The organism is Hyphomonas sp. (genome assembly GCF_013823385.1).
Classification (GTDB): Bacteria; Pseudomonadota; Alphaproteobacteria; order Caulobacterales; family Hyphomonadaceae; genus Hyphomonas.
The window spans coordinates 52,136-77,692 of record NZ_PNMA01000003.1 but is presented as its reverse complement, the minus strand read 5'-3'; the positions used below and the strand labels follow the sequence as shown (position 1 = coordinate 77,692).

Genomic DNA, 25,557 nt, shown 5'->3' with positions numbered 1-25,557 from the left:
GAGTTCAGCTATCATAGCCCGGATTAACCCGGCTGAGCCGGCGCAGCAGCGCGGGCCAGACAAGCCTATCAGCAGCTATAGCCATGCTGCGGGACTGTTCCTCGACGACGGCCTGGATCTCGCCTTTCGGGATGATGAGCTTGCCCCCGCCCTGCGCGGCAATCTGGATCGAGCAGGCCCGCTCGAGCAGGTACATGAAGGAAAAAGCCGCGCCCACCGAATGACCGACCGACAGCGTGCCGTGATTGCGGAGGATCATGACATTGCTCTGGCCGAGATCTGCGACCAGGCGGGGGCGCTCATCATGATTGAGCGCGACGCCTTCATAATCGTGATAGGCAAGCTGGCCGTTCAGCAGCATGGCGGTCTGGTTGACTGGCAGCAGCCCGCCTTCCTGGCAGGAGACAGCAACACCGTCCACCGTATGCAGATGCAGGACGCACTGGGCGTCCTCGCGCGCTTCATGGACGGCGGAATGGATCGTGAAGCCTGCCGGATTGACCATTCCGTCTGCGGCGCCCACCTTCTGGCCATCCAGCCCGACCTTGAGGAGCGAGGACGCGGTGATTTCCTCAAACAGCCATCCATAGGGATTGATCAGGAAGTGATGCTCAGGCCCCGGAACACGCGCGGATATGTGCGTAAACACAAGGTCGTCCCAGCCGAACATGGCGACAAGGCGGTAGGCTGCAGCAAGGTCGCAGCGGACTTTCCACTCGGCATCTGAGATAGACATTTCGGCGGCCCTGGCTGACACATTCATGATCGGATAATTCCTGTCTGACGTCTGATGAAATCTTCGGGGGTTATGCGGGCCGGCTCAACCGAGCTCAACATCCAGAAGACGCACATATTGTTGCCCGGAATGCATATCGCGTTCGACCACCCCGCCTTGCGGCGTTGCGCGGGGATAGGAAATTTTCACAAGGTGAAGTTCCGGCACCGGGATCTTTTTGACCAGAGCGGGATCTGTTCCAAACAGGCTGGCAAACACCTCCGGAGAAAGCCCCCGGCTCTCCCTGTAGCGCTCAAAATTTTCCTCGCCGTCAAACCAGATATCAATGGTGACCCAGAAAGGCCCCGCCTGTTTTGAGCGGACATGCCGCGAAACGTCACTCAGTTTTGGCATAGTGATTTTCCTGGCCGCCTGCTGGTTGGGTCTGCGCGTCCGCTTGCACCCATTCGAACCGGACAAGCTCCAGTGGGTCACTGACTGACACCACATGGTTCAGCTTGAACTCATAGACCTGCCCCCGCGGTACATCGGCCGGTGAGAAGGCAAAGCCGTAGCTTGGCAGTTCCTTGTCCATCCGGGCGGGGTAATGGAAGAAGTAGGGGTTGCAGGCATGCGCGATGGAATTGGCAAGATCCTGCGTGCGGGCGGTGGCTATGAACAGCACGCCCAGTTCGCGCGGCGGCGGTGTTCCTTCCGGCACCGGCCTGCCATCGACGGCGTTCCAGCCATACATCCGGATGGAGATATGGAAGTCGTCCTGCTCCTCCGGGGGAAGCGTCTGTCGCGCGCGCGCATACAGCGCGTCCAGGAAGCGGCTCTCAAAGCCGGAGACATCGGCGAGCACATCGGGATCCTGAATCCCGACCAGCATGATCGTCTGAAACTTTCCCCCGCCCGCGCCCTCCAGCTTCATCGTATACGGACGGGGGTTCCAGACGGCGCCGGTGACGCGGACGGAGCGCCCGTCGCCGAGTTCTTCATACGTCACCTGTCTGACGTCGAGCTGACCGCCCGGCTCGGTCAGGAGGTAGGGATCGGTGTTCTCGTAGAGCATGTGCGCGGATACCCCGTTGCGCGCGCAGTAATTATCCTTGGCGAGCGGTTCGACATCGAACCCGTCCCGGCCAACACTCAGGAGGACGCCGGAAGAATCCCGTTTCTCCGTACACTGCGCGCCGCATTCGCCGACCTTGCCCGCATGCCAGGACGGGCCCCAGCCTGCGCCTTTCCAGATGGGGAAACTTGCCAGGACCGCCGGATCGGTGGAGCGCCCGCCGAGGATCACATCCGCGCCCTGCTCGAGCGCCGCGATGTAGGGCTCGACGCCCATCAGCGCGACGATATGCGCGCAGGCGTCCACCGCCGCGTCATCAAGCGGCCCGAGCGGCGGCAGAGGCGAAATCCGGCCGTCGGCGTTGAAAGCCTTTATGGTCTCGCGCGACTGCTCGCTGTAAAGCAGCGCGATCTTTGGCGAGAGGCCGAGTTCGGCGGCAACCTCGAGGAGGATGTCGCGTGTCCAGTCCACATTGAGGTCACCCCCGGCCTGGCCGGCAGACCCGATGATGACAGGTATGCCGGTGCGCGCATGCGCCTTCATCAGGATCATCAGGTCGCGCTTGACGGCGCCGCGGCTGTTCTTGGATTTTCCGGTCGCGAGATAGGCGGCGCCGCTGTCGGTGGACCCGGCATCAGTGGCGATCGCATGGGCGCCCCTGGCCAGCCCATACTCGACTTCGTCTTCCCGTACCCCTGCCCCCAGAGACCCGCAGGGCACCAGGATCTTGACCGGTAGTTTCAGTTCATCACGCATATCAAACCTGATTGAGGTAAAAAAAACGGGAGGCGCCTGAACGCCTCCCGCGGGTCATCAGAAATCCCAGGAGAGGGTAACGCCATAAGTGCGGGGAGGATTGAAGGCGCCAAAGGTGGCCCCGAGGAAGCTGCCCTGGAAGGTGCGCGTGCGCTCGTCGGTAAGGTTCTTTCCCCAGATGGAAAGACCCATTCCCCTGCCGATATTGTCCAGCACTATCCGCGCATCGACAAAACTGGTCGCGTCCCGGACCTCCGGGGGCTGGTTGCTGTTGTCGTCGAATATTTTGCTTGTGTACTGATAGTCTACCGCAAGGGTCAGACCGGCCCCATTTGCCAGAGTGCGCGTGTAGGCCGGGGACAGGGTGAGTTTGTGTTCCGGAGAGCGGGAAATGCGGTTGCCGGAATAATCGACGCCATCTTCCACAAAGTCGTCAAACACCGCGTCCGTATAGGCATACGCCATGGCAACGGTGAAATTCTCCGACGGGGTCAGCTGCAACTGGGTTTCATAGCCCTGGATATGGGCTTCGCCCGCATTCGTGATCAGGCGGACACCATCGACGCTCTGGGTTGTCTGAAGGTCCGTATAGTCGACGTAGAACAGCGAGTTGTTCCAGATCATCCTTCCATCCAGGAAAGTACTTTTCTGGCCGATCTCGTATTGCACGGCCACTTCGGGATCGAAGGGGGTGGCCGCCGCGATTGCATCTGGCGGCTCGCCGTTGAATCCGCCGCTCTTGAAGCCTCTGGAAACGCTGCCATAGACCATATGATCCCGGGCGAGCTGGTATTCGAGACCGGCCCGGTAGGTCCAGTCCTCGAAATCAGCCGAAGCGGTCGCGTCAAAGAACTCATCGGCCCTCAGCGGCGCGTCGCTGTCGGTGTTGAACACGCGCTGGGTCTTCTCATCCCTGGAATAGCGAAGCCCGCCGAATGCGGTCAATTTATCCGTAAGCGGAACGGATAGATCCCCAAACAGAGCATGACTGTCGAGTTCAGCGTCGGCAATGAAGGCCTCATAAAGCTCAATGGGAGCGATCAGGGCGGAGTCGAGCGTGAGTATGTCTGATCGCTGGACACTCTGATTGTATCGATAGAGGCCGACAACCCATGTCCAAGGACTTTCCGGCAATGACGAGAGGCGGATTTCCTGGCTCGACAGCTCCGCAACCTCATCATTTCCACCGCCGATATTAACGCCGTTGAAGCCGGGCGAGGCCGGATCTGCATTGCCGCCATCAAAATCATACCGGAAGCCATAGTCCAGGTCTCTGTAAGAGGCGAGCGCAGTGAGGGTGGCGAAACTGAAATCATAGGCCACCTCCCCCCGGACGCCCCAGGTATCCCGGTTCAGGAAGCCAGGGTCAGAACCATAGGTAACATCCGGATCGAAGTTCTGGCTGTAGAAGTTTGACAACGGATTGGATTCATCCAGCTCAAGCACATGGTTGGCCGTGCCGGTTGCGCGGTCCCGCGTGCCGTCGAGCGTGAAATGCACACGCAGATTGTCTGCAGGTTCGGCGTAGAATTGCAGGCGGCCACTGACCGTCTCCTGGTCATCTACATCACGCCCGAGAAACGGGTTTTCGACGTAGCCATCATTGGACCGGTAGGAACCACTGAGCCGGAGCGCGCTGGTGTTGCCCGCGAGCGGGATGTTGACGAAGCCAGCCCCGTCAAGCCGGCCATAATTGCCGACCGTTGCGGTAGCGCCTGCCCCGAACTGATCGGTGACGGGCCGTTTGGAAATGACATTGATGGCGCCGCCGACGACATTTCGTCCGTAAAGGGTGCCCTGGGGCCCTTTGAGCACTTCGATCCGCTCGACATCGAACGCATCAAACGCCACCGCAGCGGGCCGGCCCAGATACACCTCATCAAGGAAGACCGCCGAGCTTGGATCTCCCGAAGCGCCCCGGTCGGCCGAGCCGATTCCGCGGATATAAAGGCGGGGTTGAGAGGCGGGAAAGGCGTCGAAGTTCAAACCCGGCGTACGGGTTACGATGTCGTCAATCTGCTGGATACGCGCGGCTGCAATTTCGTCTGCGCCGAACACCGTGATCATCACGGGAACCTCCTGGAGGCTCTCGCTCCGGCGCTGTGCCGTAACCGTGACCGTCGCCAAAGTCCGGGCACTCTCTCCAGCCTCAGCGGACTCTTCGATCACGGACGTCTCAGCACCGGCTTGCCCGGCAGTCCCCTGTGCCTGAGCGGACGCGCAGAAAGCCATCACGCTTACAGAACAGGCGCCCGCCGCAAGGCGGATCGCAAGTGGTTTCATTAGGTCGTCCTCCCGATAGATTTTCAGTATGGCGTGTAGCCCGCCATCAGTACGCTCTTAGGACAGGCGGCTGGGATTTCCGTGGCAAGGATTTTACATTTTGAGATAAAAGGCGTTCTGTCAGCCCGCTTCGGCGGCAAGTCTTGGTCTGGAGAACGTCATGCATATTGCCGGTCAGCTGAACTGGATCAATGAATTGCCAGACGCCACCCGAGCGGCCGTCAGGGAACGTTTCTCCTATCGGGATCTCCAGCCTGGGGACGTCATCAAGGAAAGCGGGCAGCCCGCCGAAGGCATGTACCAGATCCAGTCGGGCTATATTAAGTTGCTGGCAGACCGTCCCGACGGGGAACAGTCTCTCCTCCTGATCTATATTCGCGGCAACTGCTTTGGAGAATCGACCCTGATCGCGCGCCGGCCGCATCACCATACGACCATCGCCGCCACGCCGGTGCGGATCGGGTTTCTGAAGCAGGAGGATTTCGACGAGCTTTACCGCGCGCATCCGGCCATTCCTGAAGCGCTGTGCCGCAAGTTTGCGAAGGCTCTGAGCTCCATGATTGCCTATCGGGAGAAACAGAATGAAACAACGGTTGCGCAGCGCGTTGCGCTGGTTCTGCGAAACCTCGCAGAAATGAGCGAGACGCCCCAGATCGGGTCTCGCCGGACTATTGATGTCCCGATCACGATTGCTGAATTATCGAGTTTCCTTGGGCTTACGCGCCAGACCGTGCAGAAAGAGATATCCGCGTTGAAACGCCGTAACGTGATCGCAAAGTCACAAGGATCCTGGACGGTGCGGGACATGGCGGCGCTGAGCATGCTGGCGCCAGCAGACGATGAATTGAACGCGCTTGTCTGATTCCTGAGCCGCAATTCCTCCACCGCACACGGACCATCTTTTCTGACTTCATCTGGTCTGCTGCCTTCAGGGCTGCTCAGACTTCTGACTTTTCAGGATCTTCGCCCAGAGAGCCTCTGCAGCCGGTGACTGGCGGGCCGCCGGCCGCCACAGGCGGACCTCGATCGGGATCTCCTGAGCGGGTGTGCCAGCGCGCATCAGCGTGCCCATCTCGATATCGTCACTCACCAGGCTGAGCGCCGTCCAGGCAACGCCGCGGCCATTTCTGGCCATGGCGGTCAGGACACTTGCCAGATGCGAAGTGAAGGCCGGCCTCGACGGCGGCGCACTGCCCGTCATAGCCCATGCCGCCGCCAGGATGCGGCCCATCCCGGACTCGGCGGAAAAGGCAAGCTGAGGCGCGGCTTCGGGCGGCATCTCTGCAGCCAGTTGAGGGGAGATCACCGGCAGAAGCACGTCCTCGCCAAGAAGAACTGAGCGGAAATCCTTGCCAAATCGGGTCGGGGCCGCCGGATGATGGTGACATAGCAGAAACTGGGCGCGCCCTTCGACCATCAGCCTTTCGCAGGCGACCATGTGATCTGCCGTCAGCTCAACGGTAACGTTGGTGGGTTCGTCTTTCTCAAGCTGGCGCAACCAGTCGGGAAAAAACGTAAGCGACAGGGCATGGGTTGCCACAAATCGCAGAGTTTCAGACGAAGCTTTTCCGATGGCGCGCGCCTCTTCCCTGCCCAGCTGCAGGCGCCGGGTTGTCTGCTCGGCAACAAGTTTGAAACTTTCCCCGGCAGGGGTCAGCCTTATTGTATGCGTACCCCGATCAACCAGCGTGACACCGGCCCATTCTTCCAGCGCCTTTATGCGCCGGCTGAAGGTTGGCTGGGTTAGCGCCCTGCGCTCTGCCGCCCGGGCAAAACCGCCAGCCTCGATCAGGGCCAGAAAATCCTCAAGCCAGTCGATATTCATTGTGAGTTCCGCTCAAAGCTGTTTTCCAAATGCGTATCTTAGTTTCTAATGCGCGGGACATGAGCACATGCGCAAGAGGCGTCGCAGTTTTGTTCCGGCGACAGATCATAGCAGTTTGCTGGCGGCGTTCTGCAGGCAGCCGGATAGTGACAGAAGACTTGCGGCAAGAGGGGAAGTCTCCCGCCAGATGAGTGCGATATCTCTCCGCGCCATTGGGTGATCGATGAGACGGACGTGAAGCCCGCGGTCGCGCTTGGCCTCCGAAAGCGCATAGAGGCTTGGAAGAATCGCAATACCGGCGCCCAGTTGCGACATGAGACGGATTGCGTCGAGGGACGTGCCTTCATATTCGGAACTGACGGCGGCCCCGGCCGCTGTCGCCAGATCCTGGGTGATCTCGCTCAACCTGTGCCCCTGGCCGAGCGTCAGCAGCTGCCGCCCCCTGAGATGTTCAAGCCGGATCGGGCCTTCGCCCTGCGTCAGCTCATCCTCCGGAGGGGCGCACGCATAAAGCCTCTCGGTAAACAGGTGCGCATATTCTGTATCGGGATGATCTTCCGGCGTCGATATCACGGTGTCGAATAGGCCGGCCTGCAGATGCTCATCCAGATCGACTGTTCGCTCCTCCCGGACGCTCAGGCGCAGCGCCGGAAAGCGGGCCCGCAGGTCGCCGGTAGTTTGCGGCAGAAGATAAGGCCCGATCGTCGGCAGAACCCCAAGACGCAGGCGGCCGGAAAGCTCTGTCCGGCCGAGCTTCGCCACGGCCTTCAGATCTTCGACCTCGCGGAGTATGATCCTGGCGCGGCGGACAAGTTCTTCCCCGGCCGGGGTGAGCATCGCCCCGCGGCGCGACCGTTCGACCAGCGCTACTCCAAGCCCGGCTTCCATTTCCGCAATCTGAGCAGACAGGCTTGGCTGACTGACATTGACGGCACGCGCAGCATCCCCGAACTTGCCGGTGTCCGCGATGGCGATGAGATATTGCATCTGTCGCAATGTGGGGCGCATTTGATAGCTTTCTCCTATCAGATCGAGAGAATAGTTAGATTGGAGCTATTCCAATTCAACCCCATCTCCCGTGCAGACCAAGAGTGGTTTGCTAGAAAGGAGATAAAAATGTCCCCCTCATTCCCTGTCTCGGCTCCCCTGTCTGACGAGAGGAACTTCAATTCGGCTGTGCCCACCACCGGCAACGACCCGGCGCCGCCGCGCTTCAGCGCGCACGACCGCCGCGCCTGGCGCCGCCGCCGCCGGCTTCGGGATCTGCGCAAGGCGCTTGTCCGGGCTGAATAGAAGGCTCTCCCGATCTGATTGTGGGAAGGCCCTTCTGATCCCGTCCTGCCGCGCCGGAATGACCGGTGCCGCCTCCACGCGGGGCGGCACCGGAAATTCTGTTTTCAGAACCGGTCTGGACGGAGCACTTTTACTTCACCGATACTCAGCACACCAATGTGATTGCTCAGCAGGCTTTCAATCTCCTTGAGCGCGGCTTCGATCTGATCCTGCGCACCGATTGACACGACGACCACCATGTCGCTTGAGGCGGAAATGTCCGTATCCCGGTTCCAGCGGGCTTGCCGCCCGAGCCCGGAAATGGCCGGCAAGACAGTATAGCCGGTAAGCCCCGCCTCTTCCAGAATCCGGCAGGCCCGCGGAGCGGCCATCCGCTCAATGATGAGTTCACAGCGATAACGCACATGCATGATCAGGCCACTCCAGCAGACACCATTTTCGCCAGCCATATATATAGCGGCAGTCCAAGGATAAGGTTGAACGGGAAGGTTATTCCAAGCGACAATGTCAAATAAATGGAGGGCCTGGCCTTCGGCATGGCAAGGCGCATGGCGGCCGGGACGGCGATGTAGGATGCCGAGGCGGCAAGGGTTATCAGCAGCGCCGCGTCGCCTGCAGGCATGGCATTGAGGGCCGCCACCCCGGTGGCAAGGAGCGCCGAAACCAGAGGCATATATACGCCGAACGCGATTGTTCCGGGGCCAAGCTGGCGCCAGCCATTCCGGAGACCGCGCCCGGCGGAGAGCCCCATATCCAGCAGGAACAGGCAGAGCACCCCCTGGAAAGGCGTCACGAAGAACGGGGCGACAGACTGCATGCCGGCTTCGCCGGTGATCCACCCGATCACAAGCGCGCCGAGGAGGACGACCACCGACGCGTTCAGCAGCACCTCTCTGGCAAGCTCTCCCTTGTCGGAGCCTGCCACCACTTCCGAACTGACGCCGCCGCGATTGGCGATGACGAGCGCAGAGATGATTGCCGGAACCTCCATCAAGGCTGCCACGGCCACCAGATAACCTGCCGCTTCGAGCCCTGCGGCCGCGATGGCCTGTCCCGCAGCCACAAAGGTGACAATCGAAATTGACCCGTAATGCGCGGCGGCGGCAGCCGCATCGATCCGGTCGAGCCGTGTAGTCAGCCGCAGCAACGCGAAAGCAATCACGGGCAGGAGAAAGGACAATCCGACGGCTGACATCATCACCAGCCCGGCATCCCAACCGAGTTGGCCCTTGGAGATTTCAACGCCGCCTTTCAGGCCTATCGACATCATCAGATAGATGGCCAGGCCTTTGGCAAAGGCCTCCGGTATCGTCATCTGGGAACGCAGCAACGCGGCGCCGAGCCCCAAAAGGAAGAAGAGAACGATCGGCGACAAAAGCGTTGCGAGGGCTATGTCCAAGTGATTGGCTCCCGAGAATGATCCCGGCGCAAGCCTCTAGCGCTGCTGCCAGCTGAGCCTCCAATCACTTTATGCGGGCAGATTGAGAGGAAAAAGCTATGATAGTCTCGGCGGTATCGAAGACCGGAGATTACAGCAAGGGCTCCCTGGCTTCTCTCGTCCAGTCGGGTGTTCAATCAAGTGCGCTCAAGCTTCCAGGGGCGATCGAACTTTCGGGTGGGTCAGCAGCATCTCTGGTGGCACCCCGACATACGGATCCCCTGAATGCCAGAAACGATACCAGAAAATCAGCTGACTGCAGGCAGACGCCAGCCAAGAGCCTCAAGCATCGGAAAAGCACAAGTTATTGATTTTGCTGATTTCTGGTCCTGTCTTCGGACGCAATGAGCTGCCCCGAAGAGCAGTTTGGTGCCCAGAAGAGGACTCGAACCTCCACGCCTTGCAGCGCTGCTACCTGAAAGCAGTGCGTCTACCAATTCCGCCATCTGGGCACGGGGTAGAGAGGCGGGGATTTATCCATGGGATACGGTCTCGTCAACCGCCAAATCCATCGATTCACAGGGTTAGATGCCACTGACTTCCACAGAGGCGTGATTTTTCTTCGGATGACTATCGGAATCCGTTCTGAGGCATAAAACCATGTTCGGTCTGACAAAGAAGGTTTTCGGGTGGCCACGACAGGAACCAAGTCTGAAGGGCCGATCAGGCGGGCGATCCGGAATGCGGGCTGGCTGCTGGCGGGCAAGGGCGCCGGAGGCTTTTTCAGCCTGTTCTATCTCGCACTGACCGCCCGGAGCCTGGGCGCCGAACAGTTCGGGATCTTCGCGCTGATCCTCTCATACGGCCAGGCAGTGACCAATCTGGCGCAGTTCCAATCCTGGCAGACAGTGGTGCGCTATGGCGCACAGCATGAGGCAGAAGCGGCGCCTGACAAGCTGCGGCGCATCATTGTCTTTGCCACCCTGCTGGACCTTGGCGCAGCGCTGGCCGGCACGCTTCTCTCTGTGGCCGGGGTATATCTGATTGGCGGGCAATTTGGCTGGTCGCGGCCCGAACAGGATCTGGCGGCGCTGTTCTGCCTGTCGCTGCTGTTCGGCGTGCGGGGGGCGCCGACCGGCGTGCTGCGTCTGTTCGACCGGTTTGATGTCGCCGCTTATGCCGAAACCGTGCTGCCCGCCACCCGGATGGCTGGCGCCTTGATAGCCTGGGCGAGTGGCGCGTCGATTGCGGGATACCTCGCAGCCTGGGCGGTGGCGGAACTTGTGACGACCGCAGCGATGTGGTGGGCGAGCGTGCGGGAGATACGCAAGCGGTTCCGGGAGCCAGTAGCAGGACCGCGCGTCAGCGGTGTGGTGGCAGAGAATGAGGGCCTCTGGGTGTTTGCCTGGACAACCAATCTCAACACATCGCTTAACCTGATCTGGAAACAATTCCCGGTGCTGGCTGTAGGCTGGGCTGTGGACGCGGTGGCAGCTGGCGGTTTCCGGATTGCCACGCAGCTGGTCGGGGCGCTGAACAAGCCGACAATTGCGCTGGCACGGGCGATCTATCCGGAATTTGCAAAGCTGGCGATTGCCGACAGAGCCGCCATCAACAGGACGGTGCTGCGGGCCTGCCTGATCGGCGCGCTGGCGGGGGCAATTGCGCTGGTGGCGGTGCTGGTTGCCGGGCAAAGCGTTCTGCGGCTGGTGGGCGGAGAGGATTACCTGTTCGTTTTCCCGGTTCTGCTGATCCTTTCGGTGGCGGCCGTGTTTGATCTGAGCGGCGTGGCGATCGAGCCGGCACTGGTGGCGCTGGGGCGGCCAGGCACCGTGCTTTGGGTGCGGGGCATGGTGTCGATTGTTTATGCCGCCGTGTTGGCTGGCGCCGTGCTGGTCTATGGAAGCCTTGGCGCCGCGGTGGCAACGGCGGGGGCATCCCTGCTCATGCTCATTCTGCTCTACGCCGCTTTCCGGAAGCAGAGCGATCGCTGAAAAGCTCCTGAGTGACCGGAAGCTGGGGTCTCTCCGCAGCCGGATGATTCCGCTTTCCGGAGCAAAGTTACGTGTTTTCGGAGCGTAACTACAAGTCTTCGTCAGACTATCGTAAGGTTTGTCAAAAGAAGCAGCAAGTTTCCAACAAAAGAACTCTATTCATCTTGACGATAAATGTCGGACACGTGAATTCATACGAGCGGCCTGTGACCATTTCCGGGAACAGCGGTCTGCAGAGTAGACGTTCAGGGGTCTTTCAACTTGGAACCAACTGCGACAGAGGCGGGGATACCCGCGCGTCTCGGCACCTTTCAGTCGACTTGCGACGCATTAGATTACGCAGCGACCGGCCAGAGCGGTGTCAACTTCTACAACTCAGAGGGCTTGCTGACCCGAAGCCTCTCCTATCGCGAGCTGCGCGAGAGGGCTCTGGACATCGCTGGCCGTATGGCCGCGCGATTTCAGCGAGGCGCGCGGATTGGCGTGCTGGCCGAGACCTCTCCCGATTTCGTCACCGCTTTCATGGCGTGCCAGTATGCGGGCATGGTGCCTGCGCCCCTCAGTCTGCCGGCAGCCTTTGGCGGGCGCCAGACTTATGAGTGGCAGGTCAGCAATATGGTCCGCAGTGCAGGCCTCTCGGCAGTGTTTGCGCCCCCTGCCCTGCACGAGATCTTGCGGTCGGCCACCGCCAATCAGGACATTGACCTGTTCGACCTCAGCGGTGACAACCTGCCCCTGGAAACGGCACGACCAATTCCTCACGGTCCGGATGAATTGTCTTATATACAGTTCTCGTCCGGCAGCACCAGCGAGCCGAAGGGCATCGTCGCCACGCAGGCGAGCCTCTCGGCAAACTGCCGGGCGATCATCCAGGAAGGCCTGCAGGTGCGCGCAGGCGACCGGGCCGTCTCCTGGCTACCGCTTTATCATGACATGGGCCTCGTCGGGTTCTTCATTGCCCCGCTCTACTCACAGCTCTCGATCGACTTTCTCTCGCCGACAGATTTTGCCCGCCGGCCTGGCACCTGGCTGAAGCTGATCAGCGCCAACAAGGGCACGCTCTCTTACAGCCCGAGCTTTGGTTACGAACTCTGCGTGCGGCGGCATCGCGGCGAAGCACTGGACCTCTCCAGCTGGCGGGCTGCGGGCATCGGCGGCGATATGGTGCGGGCAGATGCGCTCGACCAGTTCAGCGAAACCTTTGCGGGCTGTGGTTTTCGCCGCACGTCCTTTGTCGCCAGCTATGGTCTCGCCGAGTCCACACTGGCGGTGAGCTTTGCGCCGTTGGATACCGGGCTGAATAGCGACCGGGTTGATGTTACGCGGATGCAGGCTTCGGGACGTGCCGTGCCGGCATCAGACCTGACGCGGGACGGGGCCGACCGGTCATTCGTCAGCTGCGGGCGCCCCCTGCCCTCCACGGAACTCAAGATCGTTGACGAAGACGGAGCTGATCTTGGCTTCAGACAGGTCGGCAGGATCCTGATCCGGAGCGCGTCTCTGGCGGCGGGATACTTCCGGGCAGACCGCGATCTTCAACCGCTCACGGACGAGTCTGGCTGGCTGGACACGGGTGATCTTGGTTATTGGCTGGACGATGAAATCGTTGTCACCGGCCGCTCAAAGGACATGATCCTCTCCAATGGCCGCAATATCTGGCCGCAAGATATCGAGTGGGTCGCCCAGAAAGTCGGCGGACGGCTCGTGGCGCGATCGGCGGCGTTCGAGATCCGGGAGACGGCCGACGCATCGAGGATTATTCTGCTTGTCGAGTGCCGGTCGCAGGAGACAGATACTCGCGAGACGCTCGCGGGCGACATCGCGGCGGCTGCGCGCTCAGTTGCAGGCGCGCCGGTGAGCGTTGAACTCGTCAGTATAAAGACGCTTCCCTTGACCAGCTCCGGCAAGCTCAGCCGGGCGGCATCGCGCAATGCGTATCTGTCGGGGCTGATCAACCAGGATAAGGCGGAGGCCTCTAGCCGGGCCGCCGCCTTACCCTGATAGCGCGCTGTCAACGCCATGAAGGATCGGCCGCTCATCGCACTGACCGGCGCCACGGGATTTGTCGGCAAGGTATTGCTGACGGACCTCCTACAGAGCGGCCAGCCCGTGCGCGCATTGGCCCGCGCAATACCGGGGAGAGCCCTGCCCGCACATGCAGGCGTGGAATGGATCACGGGCGATCTCTCTTCCGGGGAAGCGCTTTCCTCACTTGTGCAGAACACAGACATTGTCATCCATCTGGCCGGCGCAACCAAGGCCAGGAATACCGCGACATTTCATGAGGTGAATGCCGTTCGCACAGGTGAACTTGTGCGGCGCGCACGGGCAGCGGGGGTGAAGCACTTCATCCACGTTTCCTCCCTTACCGCACAGCGGCCTGATGCTTCGGACTATGCGCGCTCCAAGGCTGACAGTGAGATACTGGCCATCGAAAATGCAGGAGGCATGGCGCTTACCATTTTCCGCGCCCCCGCCGTTCTTGGCCCGGATGACGAGGCGACACAGGCGCTGTTTTCGGCTCTGGCCAAAGGTTTTCTGCCCAGCCCCAGCGGGGCGGCGGCGAAGTTCCGTTTTTCCGTGATTGATGTAGCCGATGCTTCGCGATGCCTTGCCGCCTGTGCCCACAAGACTGCGAGCGGCATTCGAACCATGGCTCCCGCCGGCCACCTAAACCTCAGCTGGGATGATATCGCCGAGAGCGCGCAGCGCGTGCTGCTCCGCCGAGTGCGCCGCATTGTGATGCCTCCCCTACTGATGAAAGTGGCTGGTCAGGCGGCAGACCTTGCTGTGAAGCTGAACGGAGAGCCGCAGGTGTTTTCCAGCGGCAAGGTGAAGGAACTGCTCTCTGGCGACTGGCTCGCGGACACCCAGATTCCGGATCCCACCCCGCTGGACGTAACGCTGGAGCGATGTATTGCCCCCTTTCGGCGGTCTGCTAGGGAAATGTACAAGTTTGGAAAGAAACGAGCGTAAAGATGCACTCAGGAACAGATCAGAAAACGATCTTTGAAGACGTTGCCAGAGTGCTCTCGGCACGCAGCCACACTCAGGCCGCCATCCGTCCGGATACGCGTATAGGGGCCGATCTGGAGATCGATTCTGTCGAGATATTCGACATCGTGATGGAACTTGAGGATCTTTATAATATCTCCCTGCCCGTCGAGGCGGCTTCCGATATCGACACCGTTCAAGACCTCGTTGCAAAGATAGGACAGCTCGCAAATGTTCGATAGTGACGCCAAAAAGTCCGACATTTTCGAGAAGTTCGAGAAGATCGGGCAACGCGCCGAAGCAGTGTTGTCGCTTGGCAAGCTGCCGTTCGGCATGACTTTTGACGAGATCCTGTCACCCACCCGCGCGCTTGTGAACGGGCGGGAAATCATCCTCGCCGGCACGAACAATTATCTGGGGCTGACATTCTCCGAGGCCGTTAAATCTGCCGCCATCGACGCCATTGCCCGCCAGGGAACGGCGACGACCGGCAGCCGGCTGGCGAACGGAACTTTCCGCGAGCATATCGATCTTGAAGAAGACCTGAAGACCTTCTTCGGCGCAAAGTCTGCGGTCGTCTTCACCACCGGATACCAGGCAAACCTCGCCGCGATCAGTACGCTGGCAGGACGCGGCGACCATCTGCTGATCGATGCCGACAGCCATGCCTGCATTTATGACGGGTGCCGTCTGAGCGACGCTGAAACCATCCGCTTCCGGCACAATAGCCCCGAAGACCTTGCCAAGCGGTTGGCACGCCTGCCTGACGAAGGCGCGCGCCTTGTTGTGGTGGAAGGGCTTTATTCCATGCTCGGCGATGTGGCGCCGCTGGATGAATTTGTTGCGGTGGCCCATGAGCATGGCGCCTATCTCTATGTGGATGAAGCCCACTCGGTTGGCTGCTATGGCGAACGTGGGCGCGGACTTGCCGACGCGCTTGGCGTGCTCGACAAGATCGACTTTCTCTCCGGCACCTTCTCGAAGAGCTTTGCCTCGATTGGCGGCTTCTGCGTATCGCGCCATTCCGGCCTTGATCTGATGCGGCTGGTGAGCCGGCCTTACCTTTTCACGGCGTCGGGATCCCCTTCAAACGTCGCCGCCGCCCGCGCGGCAATGGGCGAGATGATGAATGGGCCCGATCTCAGCCGTGAACTGATGGCACGGGCGCACCAGCTTCATGCCGGATTGGCGGAAGCGGGTTTCGCGCCGGCATCTCCGCCGGGGCCGATCATCGCCCTGCCGCGCCCGGACGAGTTGACGGCTGTGCGGGAATGGAACCAGCTTCTGGCGGCTGGCATCTATGTGAACCTCGCCGTCCCGCCTGCAACCCCGCATGCGAAATCCCTGCTCCGGCTCAGCGTGTCGGCGGCTCATTCTGCACAAGAGATCGATGCGATTGTCTCGGCATTCCGTGATCTGACTTAGAACGCCCCCACGCTGGCGCCGTCAGCGGAAGGCGCCAGCACGGTAGAGCCGCCAGGCCAGGGATGGCGCATGGATCAAGGGACGGCGGCGCTCTGCCTCCGTCACCGAAATGCGAACGCCGGAATGGCTTTCGACCTTTTCAAGAATATAGTCGAGGCCGGCATCGAATGTCGCAGCCGCCTTCAAGACGCGCAGCGCGCCCACGGGCTTGCCAATGATCCGGCGCAGTATCCATTTCCCCTGGCAGAGAAACGCGCGGGCGCGGCCGGGTTTTGGTGGTATTTCCAGCTCTGACGCGAACAGAATTTCCGACAGCTTTCGATACCGGCCCTCAAACCGGGCCACGATCTCGCTGGCGCGTGCGTCCGGTCGCTCCGGCCTTAGTTCCGTTTTGTAGCTCTCGCTAAGACCTCTGATCCAAGGCATGAGGGGCGCAACTGGACCTGACAGCAAAGGGCGGATTTCGTTAGCGAAATGCGCGCAGGCGAGGGCCAGCGTATCCAGAAGCTGTGCGCGCACTTCAGGATTGTCTGACAGCACGGCGGAAGGCTGAGCGAAACGTGCCCAGAGCATGCTCTCGAACGCACCGCCCCGCGCGCGCCGTTGAAACGCTTTCTCCGAAACGATGGAATACTTGCTCCGAAGGCGTTTGCCGTTAGCACCGGTGATCTGCATGTAGTGCACGCCCGGCGGCAGCAACCACGATCCGAAACGCTTCAAACCAGATCCGTAGACAGATTTGTACTGATCAACGATGACATAGAAATCATACATCTTGTCTGCCACTTCGCCCTGACGCATGGCGGACCCGTAGAAAACCAGTCCGCGCACCGCGCCTTTATGACGTTCACAGATGGCTTGCGCGACTTCGCGCGCACCTTCACCCAGATCAATCTGGTCCTCAAGGATCAGGGCACGCAGGGCTGGCAAACGGGCGTCAGGCGTTATCATCGCAAGAACCGGATGGGGCGGGTGGAGGAGACCCTGATGGGGGCATCATCCAGGATTTGCAACAGCTCTCCGTCCAACACAATCGGCCCGGAACAGCAGAGATTGAGACTGTCTGTCCGGTAGCTGGTGAGGCCATGACGGGTCATTTCCGGGCCAGTGGTATTCGTCAGAATCTTCAGGAAGGCGGCCCGGAAGCCAGAGATGGGCCACTGGGCATAGGTGACGGCAATGGGCCCGCTTGCCTCTCCCCAGAATGGCTTGAGACCGAGGCTGAGATACGGAAGGGTCGTCATGAGGCTGAGCGCATGTGCCCCCTGCAGGCGGAATGCTGCGCTGTCTGCCTTGAAATCACCGGCGCGAAGCAGCGGTTCCCCATCCGTATCCAGATAAGCCTCTGGCGACAGAACGAAACGCGTGGCTGCTTCGGCAACGGCGAGCGATCCGCGATGACCATCCCCGTGGATCTGTTTCTGGGTATAGATCATCGCGCGGGCCAGTGATCCGGTGGAGAGCAGCATACCGACCAACGGCGCCGGCAGGCTGGGACTTTCGATCCGGAGCGCTGGGAGGCTTGTTCGCGTGGTGAGGCCATCCGCGCGATAGGATCTTATAAACGCGGCAATATCATCAGCCGCGCTGCGGCGCAGGCCCGCCACCTTGAAAGCGAGATTGGTGCTGCCTCCGGGCAGTATCGCCAGGTCCGGTAATTGTCCGCCTCCTTGTGCGAGGCCCGGCCAGCCAGACAATACGGCCTGAAGGGTACCGTCCCCGCCTTCAATGAAGACGGCTGAGACCTTTTCTCCCGCAAGTTCGCGCAATTGCTCAGGCAGGCGTGCAAAGTCATTGATCCGGATCAGGACAGCATCTTCCACGCGCGCAGCGACCCGCTCGAGCGTTGAGCCCTTGCGCTGGACTGTATGGCTGAGCGGATTGACGATGAAGCCGATCCGGCGGCTCATTTTCTGACCTCGCGGTCCAATGCCAACCACAAGCTGGCGCAGAAGAGGAAGATGATTGGAAGCGCGACGGCCAATATGGGACTGAGGCTGCCGTTTTCTGCCAGGGTTTTCAGGATGCCGTCCACCACCATGTAAATAAAGCCAGCGGCCACGCCGCCTGCGACGGCGAGATCGGCATTGGAGCGCCGGCCATAGACCTGCATGATCGGCACCGCCAGGAACAGAAAGCCAATTGCGGTGACAGGCAGCAGTATACGGTTCAGCGCCCAGAGAAGATAAGCGCCGGAGGGGCGGCTTCCCGATCCGCGCATTTCACTGAGTGCAAGAAGATTTGCGACGGCAAGATCTCGCGGCGGCGCAAGCAGAAGCTGGAGGCTTTCCGGCGTTTGCTGGCTTGGCCAGAAGGGCATCTCGCGGGGCGCATTGCCATCGAAGCGCCGCTGGCTGGTTTCGGAAAGCTGCCAGCCCCCCTCTGCGGGGCGAGCTGTTTCGGCCACGGTGACGGAAACGACGGCCCCTTCGGCATTGCGTTCGAAAATCGTGATGCCGCTTAGCTCATCATTCTGCATGCTGCTTAATTCGATCAGCAGCCGGCCATCGGAAAGCCAGAGCTTTTCAGGAGCCTGGGTATCTTCCTGTAGCGCATCGGCGCCGAGCCAGCCCTGCAAAGCCCGGCTGGCAGGCGGGCCTGCGGTGTCAATAACGAAAGCAGAGACGACACCCGCCATGAAGACGACGGGCGCCAGTGTCCTCATCTGTCCGAATACGGAAATACCGGAAGCAGAGATCGACACGAGTTCATTGCGCCGGAAGAGCGAGGCGTAGGTGAGAAGCGCAGCCAGCAGAAAGGCGAACACCACGATCCGGTCGAACAGGGCCGGCAGGCGCAGCCACATGTATCGCATCTGGCCTTCAAACCCGGCGCCTGCCGGCAGCTTGTCGGCGTTGCTGAGCGCGTCCAGGACGCCCAGCAGCGCAACCAGCGCCAGCGTGACGACGAGCAATCGCTGCAGGAAAAGCAGGGACAGATACCGGGTAAGGCGGTTGGTCATGGGGCCTGCTTCCTGGCGAGGGCGCTAGCATAGTCGGTTCCCTGGCGGGCAACGATCCTGCGGGCGCCAGCTAGCACGCGGCCCTCGGAAAGGCGCTGGAACAGGACAAGCGCGACGAGCCCGACAAGCACGACGACAGGCCAGAAGCCCACCCAGGGAGGGATGACGCCCTCGCTTGTCTGAACCAAAGTGAACTCCAGAACCTTCTGGACACTCAGCAGGATGAGGATACCGAGAATCACGCCGCTGGAGCGGGCGATCCGGCCGAGATTGAGACCGAGAAGGATGGCGATGAGGGGCATGACGAGCAGAAGGGCTGCGCGGCTGGTGCGGTCATGAAATGCTGAGGCGGCAACGGCGGGCGCGATGCCTTCTCCCTTGGCAGTTAACGATGGGCTGAGCAGTTCGGAAAGGAACAGCTCGCGCTCGTCATTGCCGCGTTCGCGGTATTGCCCGGCATCCGGGATCACCGGCCAGATAAGCTCTCCGAATTCGATCCTGTCATACGCATCCGGCGCATCGCTTTCGCGATATGTCGCGCCCGCACCTTCCTGGAGAATGATTTCCCATTCTCCCGAGCGAGGCTCCTGCAAAAGGCCGGTGCGGCCGGTCAGCACGGTGCGTGTTCCGTCAGGTTCAGTCTCGAGAATGAAGGTTTGTCCCAGCCGCCGGCTGGATGGCTGGACACTGTCTGTCCAGATGATCCGGTCGTTATACTGAACGAACTTCTGTTCCTGAAACACCGACAGCACCGACTGGTGCTGAAGATTATAGACAATCTCGCGATAGGAGTAGCGCGACAGGGGCTGAAGGAAGCCTGAGATGAGGAGGGACGCAGCCGCCAGAACGAGGGAAACGCCCATGAAAGGCCGGACAATCCGGTAAAGCGAAACCCCGGCCGCCATCAGGGCCACGATTTCGCCTGAGCGGCTGAGCCGGTCGATGGTCAGGATCATCGAGATCAGGAACGCGCCCGGCAATGCCAGATTCAGGTAATGCGGAATCAGATTGGCGATCAGCAAAGAGCCCGACAGGAGGGCGTTGCCCGAGCCTGATACCAGTTCGGTGATCCGGATAAGCCGCTCCAGCAGCAAGAGGGCCATGGCCAGTACGGTAAGACCAGCAAACATGCCAAGAAAGCTACGGATCAGGTAGCGATCAAGCCTGGCAATCATTAGCTGTTCCCCCGGCCAATCGCACTCGGCTGACTTTGTTATAGCATCGCATGTGACAGTCCATTGATCCCTGCACCGGCTTAGCGCTACTAACAAACTGAAGCATATGTGTCACAATAGGACTGTGTTAATGCAGCTTGGCAAGGTTCTGATGCTGATGCTGGCGATCTTTTGCCAGACAGCTGCGGCGCAAACCCTAAATGTCTTGAATATTCGGGCCGATGAGGCCGGCGCAGTCTGTGGAAACGGGGGCCCGCAGATTGAAGTTGTCGTAACCGGTGTTTACGCCGAGGGGATATTGACCGTCGAGCTGTACAAGCCGAGCGACCGCGACTTCCTGAAAAAGGCTTCTCGCCTGAAGCGGGTGCGGGTACCTGCCGAGAACGGGTCTCAGCGGGTCTGCTTCGATCTGGCCTCCTCGGGGACGTATGCGGTCGCAGCCTATCATGACGTGAATGGTGACCGGGAACTCGCCCGGCACTGGAACAAGCTTCCTGCCGAACCCTTTGCGCTTTCCAACAACCAGAAACTTAAACTGCGTATGCCCACGTTCGACGAAGCCGCTTTCAAGGCCGGGGAAGAGATGACGACGGTCCGGCTTGAGCTGCGCAAATGAACATCCATGCGCCAATTCAGAATATCCATGTTGGCAATGAACCTGTCACGGTGCGGCGGGTGGAAAGCGCAGCGGACCGGCGTGCGTTTCTGGATCTCCCCTTCCGCGCATATGGCCACCTGCCAGCCTGGCGTGCCCCACTGAGATTTGAGCGCGCTGCGCAGATCGATCCCCGACGCAACCCGGCGCTCGCACAGATGCCGCATGAGTTACTGCTTGCCTGGCGCGGCGCGCAGGCGGTTGGCCGGATTGCCGTGTTCATCAATCCCGCCCATCTGGCGCGGCACAATGATCAGACCGGTCATTTCGGATTTCTCGATACCCTGCAGGAAGACGGGGAAACCATCGCTGCGCTGATGAAGGCTGCAGAAGCATGGTTGCGCCAGAGGGGCATGCTGCGGATTGCAGGTCCGTTCAATTTCTCCGTGAACGAAGAATGCGGCCTTCTGGTCGATGGTTTTGATACCCCACCCGTGATGATGATGCTGCATGGCCGGCCGGACTATGCCCCGGCTCTGGAGCAGGCTGGCTATTCAAAGGCGATGGACATGTTCGCCTACATGATCCGCATGGATGAGACATTTGAACCACCACCGATTGCGAGCAGGCTGATTGAAGGGTTTGAGCGGGATCCGAGACTGAGAATCCGCAGCCTGGACAGCCGCAACTATGAGAATGAAATCAATCAGATCCTCGACATCTTCGATGATGCGTGGTCGGATAATTGGGGCTTTGTGCCCTTTGGTAAGGCCGAAATCACACATATGGCCAAAGAGCTGAAACCCCTCATCAGCCCCGATAACCTATGGATCGGGCTGATTGATGAGGAGCCAGCCTGCTTTGCACTCGTATTGCCCGATATTTTCGAAGCTGCGGAGGGGCTCAATGGGCGGCTGCTGCCATTCGGCTGGGTTCAGTTCCTGCACCGGCTGAAGATTGCGGGAACGAAAACAGCGCGGATACCGCTCGCTGGAATGCGCCGGAAATTCCACAAGACGCGCCGCGGGGTGCAGACCATGGCGGCAACCTGCAGCATGACGCTGGCCGCGCAGCACGCCCGAGGCGTGCGCAATATTGAAGCCTCGTGGATTTTGGAAACAAACACCAATCTGATCAACATCATCTCGCTGTTCGACACGCCCCGATACAAGACTTATCGAATCTACGGAAAACCCCTTTGAGCGACCCAACCGCGCGTGACACGGCGTATGCGCTTGTTCTGGCCGGCGCGCGGGCGAGCGGGGATGCGCTTGCCACGGCCCATGGCGTGGAAAGCAAAGCGCTGATCGATATTGGCGGAGCGCCCATGCTCTCAAGAGTGCTCCGTGCCCTGACGCAAAGTGGCCGTCTGCGCGCGGCACCTTATGTGTCCGGTCTCGCCCCAGATGTGCTCGAAAAAACCCGCGCGGGAATCGCGGTGAACGAAGCTCTATCGGTATCAGGCGGCCCCGCATCCAGCCTGCTGGGCGCGATTGATGGCGGGATTCAACTGCCCCTCCTTGTGACAACCTGCGATCATGCCCTGTTGACAGCAGAGATGGTGGACTACTTCGTTAAGGAAGCCATTCGCAGCGGCGCGGATTTAACTGTGGGCCTGGCGGCGAAAGACACCATCCAGGCAAGCTATCCGGAAACCCGGCGCACCTATATCCCCTTCGGGGGGGCTCCGATGTCGGGTTGCAACCTGTTTTTCATCAATTCACCGGACGCGCTCAAGATCATCCGGTTCTGGCAGCAGGCCGAGCAGGACCGGAAGAAACCCTTGAAGATCGCCTGGCGCTTTGGTCCGGTGACGGCGCTTCGGCTGCTGATCGGCAGGCCCGCTGTTCACCGGGCTTTCGAGCTGATTTCTGCGCGGCTTGGGGCGCGCGCTGGCGTTGTCGTCATGCCCTTTGCCGAAGCCGCCATCGACGTCGACTCGCAGGCCGACCTTGATCTGGTCCGCAGCATTATTGCTGCCAGGCGGCAGGGCTGAAGATGCAGTTGCGTGCCGCCGATCATGCCCGAGGATTGGGCCACACTGCCCGCAGCTGGTTTGCGACGCGCTCGGCATCCGGCAGCCCCTCTGAGACCGAGAGGACCGGCTGTCCCGGCCAGCCGGGATCAGTGTAGGCGGTTCCTTCAAACATCACCGGGCCAGCGTAACGCGGAAGAACATGAAAATGGACATGGGGATCCACCATCATCAACATCAGATAATTGATCTTCGTGTTGCCAAACGTGTCAGCGCACATGGCCTCAACATCTTTGACAACAGTGGCGAGTTCGGCAAAGGCCTCGGTGGGCAGCGCGGAGAATGCCGTGGCCTCGCTGTGGGACAGGATAATGAGGGCGCCAAGAGTGACCTGCTTTGGCCGCACCTGAACACTCCAGTGAGTGTAATCGCAAATCAGAGTGCGGCTGCCGCCAAATGTTTCAAAGGTTGCATTGCGATGCATGACGCTCTTTCTCCTTCTGCCGGCTTCATCCTTGAGCCCACCTTCAGCTGCACACTTTAGAGTTATTCGCCTTATGACATCAAACGCCGTCTCGGTTCGCCTGCTTGGGGAATTATCCAAAAAGCTCTGGGGACTTGATCTTCGGGAATGGCAACGCCGTGCCTGGACCAAGGCGGGAGCTTCAGGCGTGGATCAGGCAGAAGGCCAGTTGCTGGCTGGTCTTGAATGGGTGTTGTCCCCATCGCTGCAGCGCAACCTTCTGGCCCAGCCGGGGGCTGCGCTGCTGGCACCATCGGAGGACGGGATGGGCGAGCGGCTGATTGCGGTACATTTGCCCGCAGGTGTGAATCCCACCTCTGTTATGGCGCTGTTTGAGCACCAGATCACGGACCGCGGGACGTTGAAGGCAGCCGGTCTCACGCCCGGCGACATGCATGACTTTGCGGACGCCTATAACAAGAGCCTGCGCAAGCGTGAGGTGCCTTACGTCCTGTCGATGCGCCGCGAGAAGACGATCAATATTGAACGCGTGCTGTTCAAGGGATCCTACAAGGGCGTAACCGATCTGGTGACCAAATATGCGTGGCCTGTTCCAGCATTTCACGTCACCCGCCTTTGTGCATTTTTGCGCATTTCGCCCAATACCGTGACCACGGCGAGCCTAGTTTTCGTCGTAATTGTCTTCTGGCTGTTCTGGAACGGGGCGTGGGCCGCAGGGCTTGCTGCGGCCTGGGTCATGACATTCCTGGACACGGTGGACGGCAAACTCGCGCGCACCACGATGACCTATTCCAATTGGGGTAATATCTATGACCACGGGATCGACCTGATCCACCCCCCCTTCTGGTATTGGGCGATGTTTGTTGGCTTGCAGGGCGCGGCCGGCGGACCTTCGCAAACATTGCTGACCGGCTCTCTGGCAATGATCCTTGCGGGATATGTTCTGAACCGGCTTGAAGAAGGCGAGTTCATCCGGCGGTTTGGATTCCACATCCATGTCTGGCAACCCATCGACAGCTTCATGCGGGAGATCACCGCGCGCCGGAATCCCAACATGCTGATCTTCATGGCGGCGGTCATTTTCGGCCAGCCGGGATGGGGTTTTGTCGCAATTGCGGCCTGGACGCTTGTCTGCCTGCTTTTCCACGGGGGACGGTTGGTGCAGGCGATGGCCCGGAAATCAAAACCCGCATCTTGGCTGGAGATCTGAAACTCATGCCAGCGATCGCCATCTTCGATCTCGACAAGACGATCACACGGGCTCCGACCTGGACCCGCTTCCTGATTTTCGTGAACCGGAAACGGCCAGCATTCCTGTTTCACCTTGTCCGTATCCTTGTGCAGGGCGCGAACTACAAACTTGGTTTAGCGAGCCGGGACTCAGTGAAGGTCGTGAGCCTCAGATCGCTGTCCCATCTCTCAAGGAAAGAATTGGAAGCTGCGGCGGAGGCCTTCATCGAACGGGAGGTCACATCCGGCCTGCGGCCGGGCGCCGTTGAAGCGATCCGCTGGCATGCAGCGCGGGGCGACCGGCTGATTATCGCAACGGCCTCTGTCGATCTTGTTGCCGATAAACTGGCCCGCGCGCTGGGATTTCATGAAGTCATCGCGACGCGGCTGGATTGGTCTTCTGAGGAAGATAACCCTGCCCCGCGGCTCCTGGGCGCCAATTGCTATGGGGCTGAAAAGCTCCGGCGCATTGAGGCCCATGGAATTGAACGATCATCTTTCGCCTACAGCGATCACGTCTCCGATCTTGATATGCTTCTGAATTCCGATCACGGAATTGCCGTCAATCCCTCTTCGGGATTACGGAAGGCCGCCCGCGAAAGGAATCTGACAATCGCTGACTTGAACTTGCCTGAAATCGGTTTCCTCTCTGACAAAGTGAACGCTTCCAAATGAAAGCCATCCTTCTGAGTGCCGGCCGCGGATCCCGCCTTCTGCCTCTCACCGAATCCCGTCCGAAATGTCTTTTGCCGGTGCAGGGCACCACTCTGCTGGGACATCAGCTGGACACACTCGAGGCGGCTGGAATCCGGGTCGTAACGGTTGTAACCGGGTTCCTTCCCAATCTGGTGGAAGCCGAGCTTGCAGGCCGCAGCGGCCCGTTGAAGGCAACCCCGTTCTTCAACCCGTTTTTTCAAGTTGCCGACAATCTTGCGAGTTGCTGGATGGTTCGGGAACGGATGGATGACGACTTCCTGCTGATCAACGGGGACACATTGTTCAAGCTGGACCTGATCGAGAAAGTGATTGCCGCGCCATCCGCGCCAATCCTGGTGACAATTGATCAGAAGACGAGCTACGATCCCGACGATATGAAGGTATCACTTTCCGGCTCATCCCTGACCGCCATAGGCAAGACCCTGCTGCCGAATGAAACAGATGCAGAGTCCATCGGTATCCTGCGCTTCCAGGGAAAAGGACCGGAGATTTTCCGCAGCAAGCTGGAGCAGATGATGCGCACTCAGGACGGCGTTCAGGCCTGGTTCCTGAAAGCCATCAACGCCATCGCAAGCACCGAAGGCGGCGTCGAGACCGTGCTGATCAAGGGCCATCGCTGGGCTGAGGTGGATACGGTGGCGGATTTCGAAGGTTTGAAGAATAGCGGTTTTTAAAGCTCGC

26 protein-coding genes and 1 tRNA gene are annotated in these 25,557 nt (G+C 60.2%); 13 read left to right on the top strand and 14 right to left on the bottom strand.

Annotated features, from left to right (window positions below):
• Positions 1 to 4 precede the first annotated feature (4 nt).
• From C0456_RS03265 to C0456_RS03250, 4 genes are read right to left on the bottom strand one after another with little or no spacing between them, the layout of a single operon-like run.
• A complete protein-coding gene (locus tag C0456_RS03265; protein ID WP_291048240.1) occupies positions 5 to 763 on the bottom strand; it encodes a class II aldolase/adducin family protein in 759 nt (252 codons plus the stop codon).
• Between the two features lie 57 nt (positions 764 to 820).
• The gene (locus C0456_RS03260; protein ID WP_291048237.1) at positions 821 to 1,129 is read right to left on the bottom strand and encodes a DUF4387 domain-containing protein; all 309 of its coding nucleotides are present in this window, start codon (positions 1,127 to 1,129) and stop codon (positions 821 to 823) included.
• Complete coding sequence (locus C0456_RS03255; protein ID WP_291048235.1) at positions 1,113 to 2,546, bottom strand: acyclic terpene utilization AtuA family protein; 1,434 nt, start codon at positions 2,544 to 2,546, stop codon at positions 1,113 to 1,115. The genes C0456_RS03260 and C0456_RS03255 overlap by 17 nt, the downstream gene beginning before the upstream one ends.
• A 57-nt stretch (positions 2,547 to 2,603) precedes the next feature.
• Positions 2,604 to 4,829, bottom strand: coding sequence for a TonB-dependent receptor (locus C0456_RS03250; RefSeq protein ID WP_291048233.1), 2,226 nt, complete (start codon positions 4,827 to 4,829; stop codon positions 2,604 to 2,606).
• A 160-nt stretch (positions 4,830 to 4,989) separates the two neighbouring features.
• On the opposite strand from C0456_RS03250, the gene C0456_RS03245 reads away from it, so the two are divergent.
• On the top strand, positions 4,990 to 5,691 hold the full coding sequence (locus C0456_RS03245) for a Crp/Fnr family transcriptional regulator (protein WP_291048230.1): 702 nt from the start codon (positions 4,990 to 4,992) through the stop codon (positions 5,689 to 5,691).
• A 66-nt stretch (positions 5,692 to 5,757) separates the two neighbouring features.
• On the opposite strand, the gene C0456_RS03240 is transcribed toward C0456_RS03245, so the two are convergent.
• A complete protein-coding gene (locus C0456_RS03240; RefSeq protein WP_291048228.1) occupies positions 5,758 to 6,654 on the bottom strand; it encodes a LysR family transcriptional regulator in 897 nt (298 codons plus the stop codon).
• A gap of 105 nt (positions 6,655 to 6,759) precedes the next feature.
• Positions 6,760 to 7,662, bottom strand: coding sequence for a hydrogen peroxide-inducible genes activator (locus C0456_RS03235; RefSeq protein WP_291048226.1), 903 nt, complete (start codon positions 7,660 to 7,662; stop codon positions 6,760 to 6,762).
• A gap of 108 nt (positions 7,663 to 7,770) precedes the next feature.
• Here C0456_RS03235 and C0456_RS03230 point away from each other — a divergent pair, with 108 nt between their 5' ends.
• Positions 7,771 to 7,947, top strand: coding sequence for a hypothetical protein (locus tag C0456_RS03230; RefSeq protein WP_291048224.1), 177 nt, complete (start codon positions 7,771 to 7,773; stop codon positions 7,945 to 7,947).
• A gap of 104 nt (positions 7,948 to 8,051) precedes the next feature.
• On the opposite strand, the gene C0456_RS03225 is transcribed toward C0456_RS03230, so the two are convergent.
• The 3 genes from C0456_RS03225 to C0456_RS03215 form a co-directional block, all read right to left on the bottom strand.
• Entirely contained in the window at positions 8,052 to 8,396 is a 345-nt protein-coding gene (locus C0456_RS03225) for a DUF190 domain-containing protein (protein ID WP_291048222.1), read from the bottom strand.
• Positions 8,360 to 9,346 carry a sodium-dependent bicarbonate transport family permease gene (locus C0456_RS03220; RefSeq protein ID WP_291048219.1) on the bottom strand — a complete coding sequence of 329 codons (987 nt, stop codon included), beginning with the start codon at positions 9,344 to 9,346 and terminating at the stop codon, positions 8,360 to 8,362. Before C0456_RS03220 ends, C0456_RS03225 begins: the two co-directional genes overlap by 37 nt.
• Positions 9,347 to 9,752: 406 nt before the next feature.
• Positions 9,753 to 9,837: transfer RNA gene (locus tag C0456_RS03215), tRNA-Leu, on the bottom strand.
• Positions 9,838 to 10,014: 177 nt separating this feature from the next.
• Here C0456_RS03215 and C0456_RS03210 point away from each other — a divergent pair.
• The 5 genes from C0456_RS03210 (at position 10,015) to C0456_RS03190 (ending at position 15,738) form a co-directional block, all read left to right on the top strand.
• Positions 10,015 to 11,319: an oligosaccharide flippase family protein gene (locus C0456_RS03210; protein WP_291048217.1), complete on the top strand. Its 1,305-nt coding sequence runs from the start codon at positions 10,015 to 10,017 to the stop codon at positions 11,317 to 11,319.
• A gap of 261 nt (positions 11,320 to 11,580) precedes the next feature.
• Positions 11,581 to 13,320, top strand: coding sequence for a fatty acyl-AMP ligase (locus C0456_RS03205; RefSeq protein ID WP_291048215.1), 1,740 nt, complete (start codon positions 11,581 to 11,583; stop codon positions 13,318 to 13,320).
• Between the two features lie 18 nt (positions 13,321 to 13,338).
• Positions 13,339 to 14,295, top strand: a complete 957-nt coding sequence (locus C0456_RS03200) for an NAD(P)-dependent oxidoreductase (RefSeq protein WP_291048212.1) — start codon at positions 13,339 to 13,341, stop codon at positions 14,293 to 14,295.
• Between the two features lie 2 nt (positions 14,296 to 14,297).
• A complete protein-coding gene (locus tag C0456_RS03195; RefSeq protein WP_291048209.1) occupies positions 14,298 to 14,555 on the top strand; it encodes an acyl carrier protein in 258 nt (85 codons plus the stop codon).
• The gene (locus C0456_RS03190) at positions 14,545 to 15,738 is read left to right on the top strand and encodes an aminotransferase class I/II-fold pyridoxal phosphate-dependent enzyme (RefSeq protein WP_291048207.1); all 1,194 of its coding nucleotides are present in this window, start codon (positions 14,545 to 14,547) and stop codon (positions 15,736 to 15,738) included. The genes C0456_RS03195 and C0456_RS03190 overlap by 11 nt, the downstream gene beginning before the upstream one ends.
• Positions 15,739 to 15,759: 21 nt before the next feature.
• On the opposite strand, the gene C0456_RS03185 is transcribed toward C0456_RS03190, so the two are convergent.
• Genes C0456_RS03185 through C0456_RS03170 form a run of 4 tightly spaced genes read right to left on the bottom strand, consistent with a single transcriptional unit; the run spans position 15,760 to position 19,875 of the window.
• The gene (locus tag C0456_RS03185; RefSeq protein ID WP_291048204.1) at positions 15,760 to 16,689 is read right to left on the bottom strand and encodes a hypothetical protein; all 930 of its coding nucleotides are present in this window, start codon (positions 16,687 to 16,689) and stop codon (positions 15,760 to 15,762) included.
• Complete coding sequence (locus C0456_RS03180) at positions 16,686 to 17,648, bottom strand: diacylglycerol kinase family protein (protein WP_291048201.1); 963 nt, start codon at positions 17,646 to 17,648, stop codon at positions 16,686 to 16,688. Before C0456_RS03180 ends, C0456_RS03185 begins: the two co-directional genes overlap by 4 nt.
• Positions 17,645 to 18,700, bottom strand: coding sequence for an LptF/LptG family permease (locus tag C0456_RS03175; RefSeq protein WP_291048199.1), 1,056 nt, complete (start codon positions 18,698 to 18,700; stop codon positions 17,645 to 17,647). The genes C0456_RS03180 and C0456_RS03175 overlap by 4 nt, the downstream gene beginning before the upstream one ends.
• A complete protein-coding gene (locus C0456_RS03170; protein WP_291048196.1) occupies positions 18,697 to 19,875 on the bottom strand; it encodes an LptF/LptG family permease in 1,179 nt (392 codons plus the stop codon). The genes C0456_RS03175 and C0456_RS03170 overlap by 4 nt, the downstream gene beginning before the upstream one ends.
• Positions 19,876 to 20,005: 130 nt before the next feature.
• Between C0456_RS03170 and C0456_RS03165 the strand changes: the two genes are divergently transcribed.
• Genes C0456_RS03165 through C0456_RS03155 form a run of 3 tightly spaced genes read left to right on the top strand, consistent with a single transcriptional unit; the run spans position 20,006 to position 22,466 of the window.
• On the top strand, positions 20,006 to 20,491 hold the full coding sequence (locus tag C0456_RS03165) for a DUF2141 domain-containing protein (RefSeq protein WP_291048193.1): 486 nt from the start codon (positions 20,006 to 20,008) through the stop codon (positions 20,489 to 20,491).
• Positions 20,488 to 21,672, top strand: coding sequence for a hypothetical protein (locus C0456_RS03160; RefSeq protein WP_291048191.1), 1,185 nt, complete (start codon positions 20,488 to 20,490; stop codon positions 21,670 to 21,672). The genes C0456_RS03165 and C0456_RS03160 overlap by 4 nt, the downstream gene beginning before the upstream one ends.
• On the top strand, positions 21,669 to 22,466 hold the full coding sequence (locus C0456_RS03155) for a nucleotidyltransferase family protein (RefSeq protein WP_291048189.1): 798 nt from the start codon (positions 21,669 to 21,671) through the stop codon (positions 22,464 to 22,466). The genes C0456_RS03160 and C0456_RS03155 overlap by 4 nt, the downstream gene beginning before the upstream one ends.
• 22 nt (positions 22,467 to 22,488) lie before the next feature.
• Here the strand turns inward: C0456_RS03155 and C0456_RS03150 are convergent, their stop codons facing one another.
• Positions 22,489 to 22,929, bottom strand: a complete 441-nt coding sequence (locus C0456_RS03150; protein WP_291048187.1) for an HIT family protein — start codon at positions 22,927 to 22,929, stop codon at positions 22,489 to 22,491.
• Between C0456_RS03150 and C0456_RS03145 the strand changes: the two genes are divergently transcribed.
• From C0456_RS03145 to C0456_RS03135, 3 genes are read left to right on the top strand one after another with little or no spacing between them, the layout of a single operon-like run.
• Positions 22,928 to 24,139, top strand: a complete 1,212-nt coding sequence (locus C0456_RS03145) for a CDP-alcohol phosphatidyltransferase family protein (RefSeq protein WP_291048185.1) — start codon at positions 22,928 to 22,930, stop codon at positions 24,137 to 24,139. The two genes, C0456_RS03150 and C0456_RS03145, sit on opposite strands and share 2 nt — an antisense overlap.
• A 5-nt stretch (positions 24,140 to 24,144) precedes the next feature.
• A complete protein-coding gene (locus C0456_RS03140) occupies positions 24,145 to 24,834 on the top strand; it encodes an HAD family phosphatase (protein WP_291048183.1) in 690 nt (229 codons plus the stop codon).
• Positions 24,831 to 25,550, top strand: a complete 720-nt coding sequence (locus C0456_RS03135) for a phosphocholine cytidylyltransferase family protein (protein ID WP_291048180.1) — start codon at positions 24,831 to 24,833, stop codon at positions 25,548 to 25,550. Before C0456_RS03140 ends, C0456_RS03135 begins: the two co-directional genes overlap by 4 nt.
• Positions 25,551 to 25,557 lie beyond the last annotated feature (7 nt).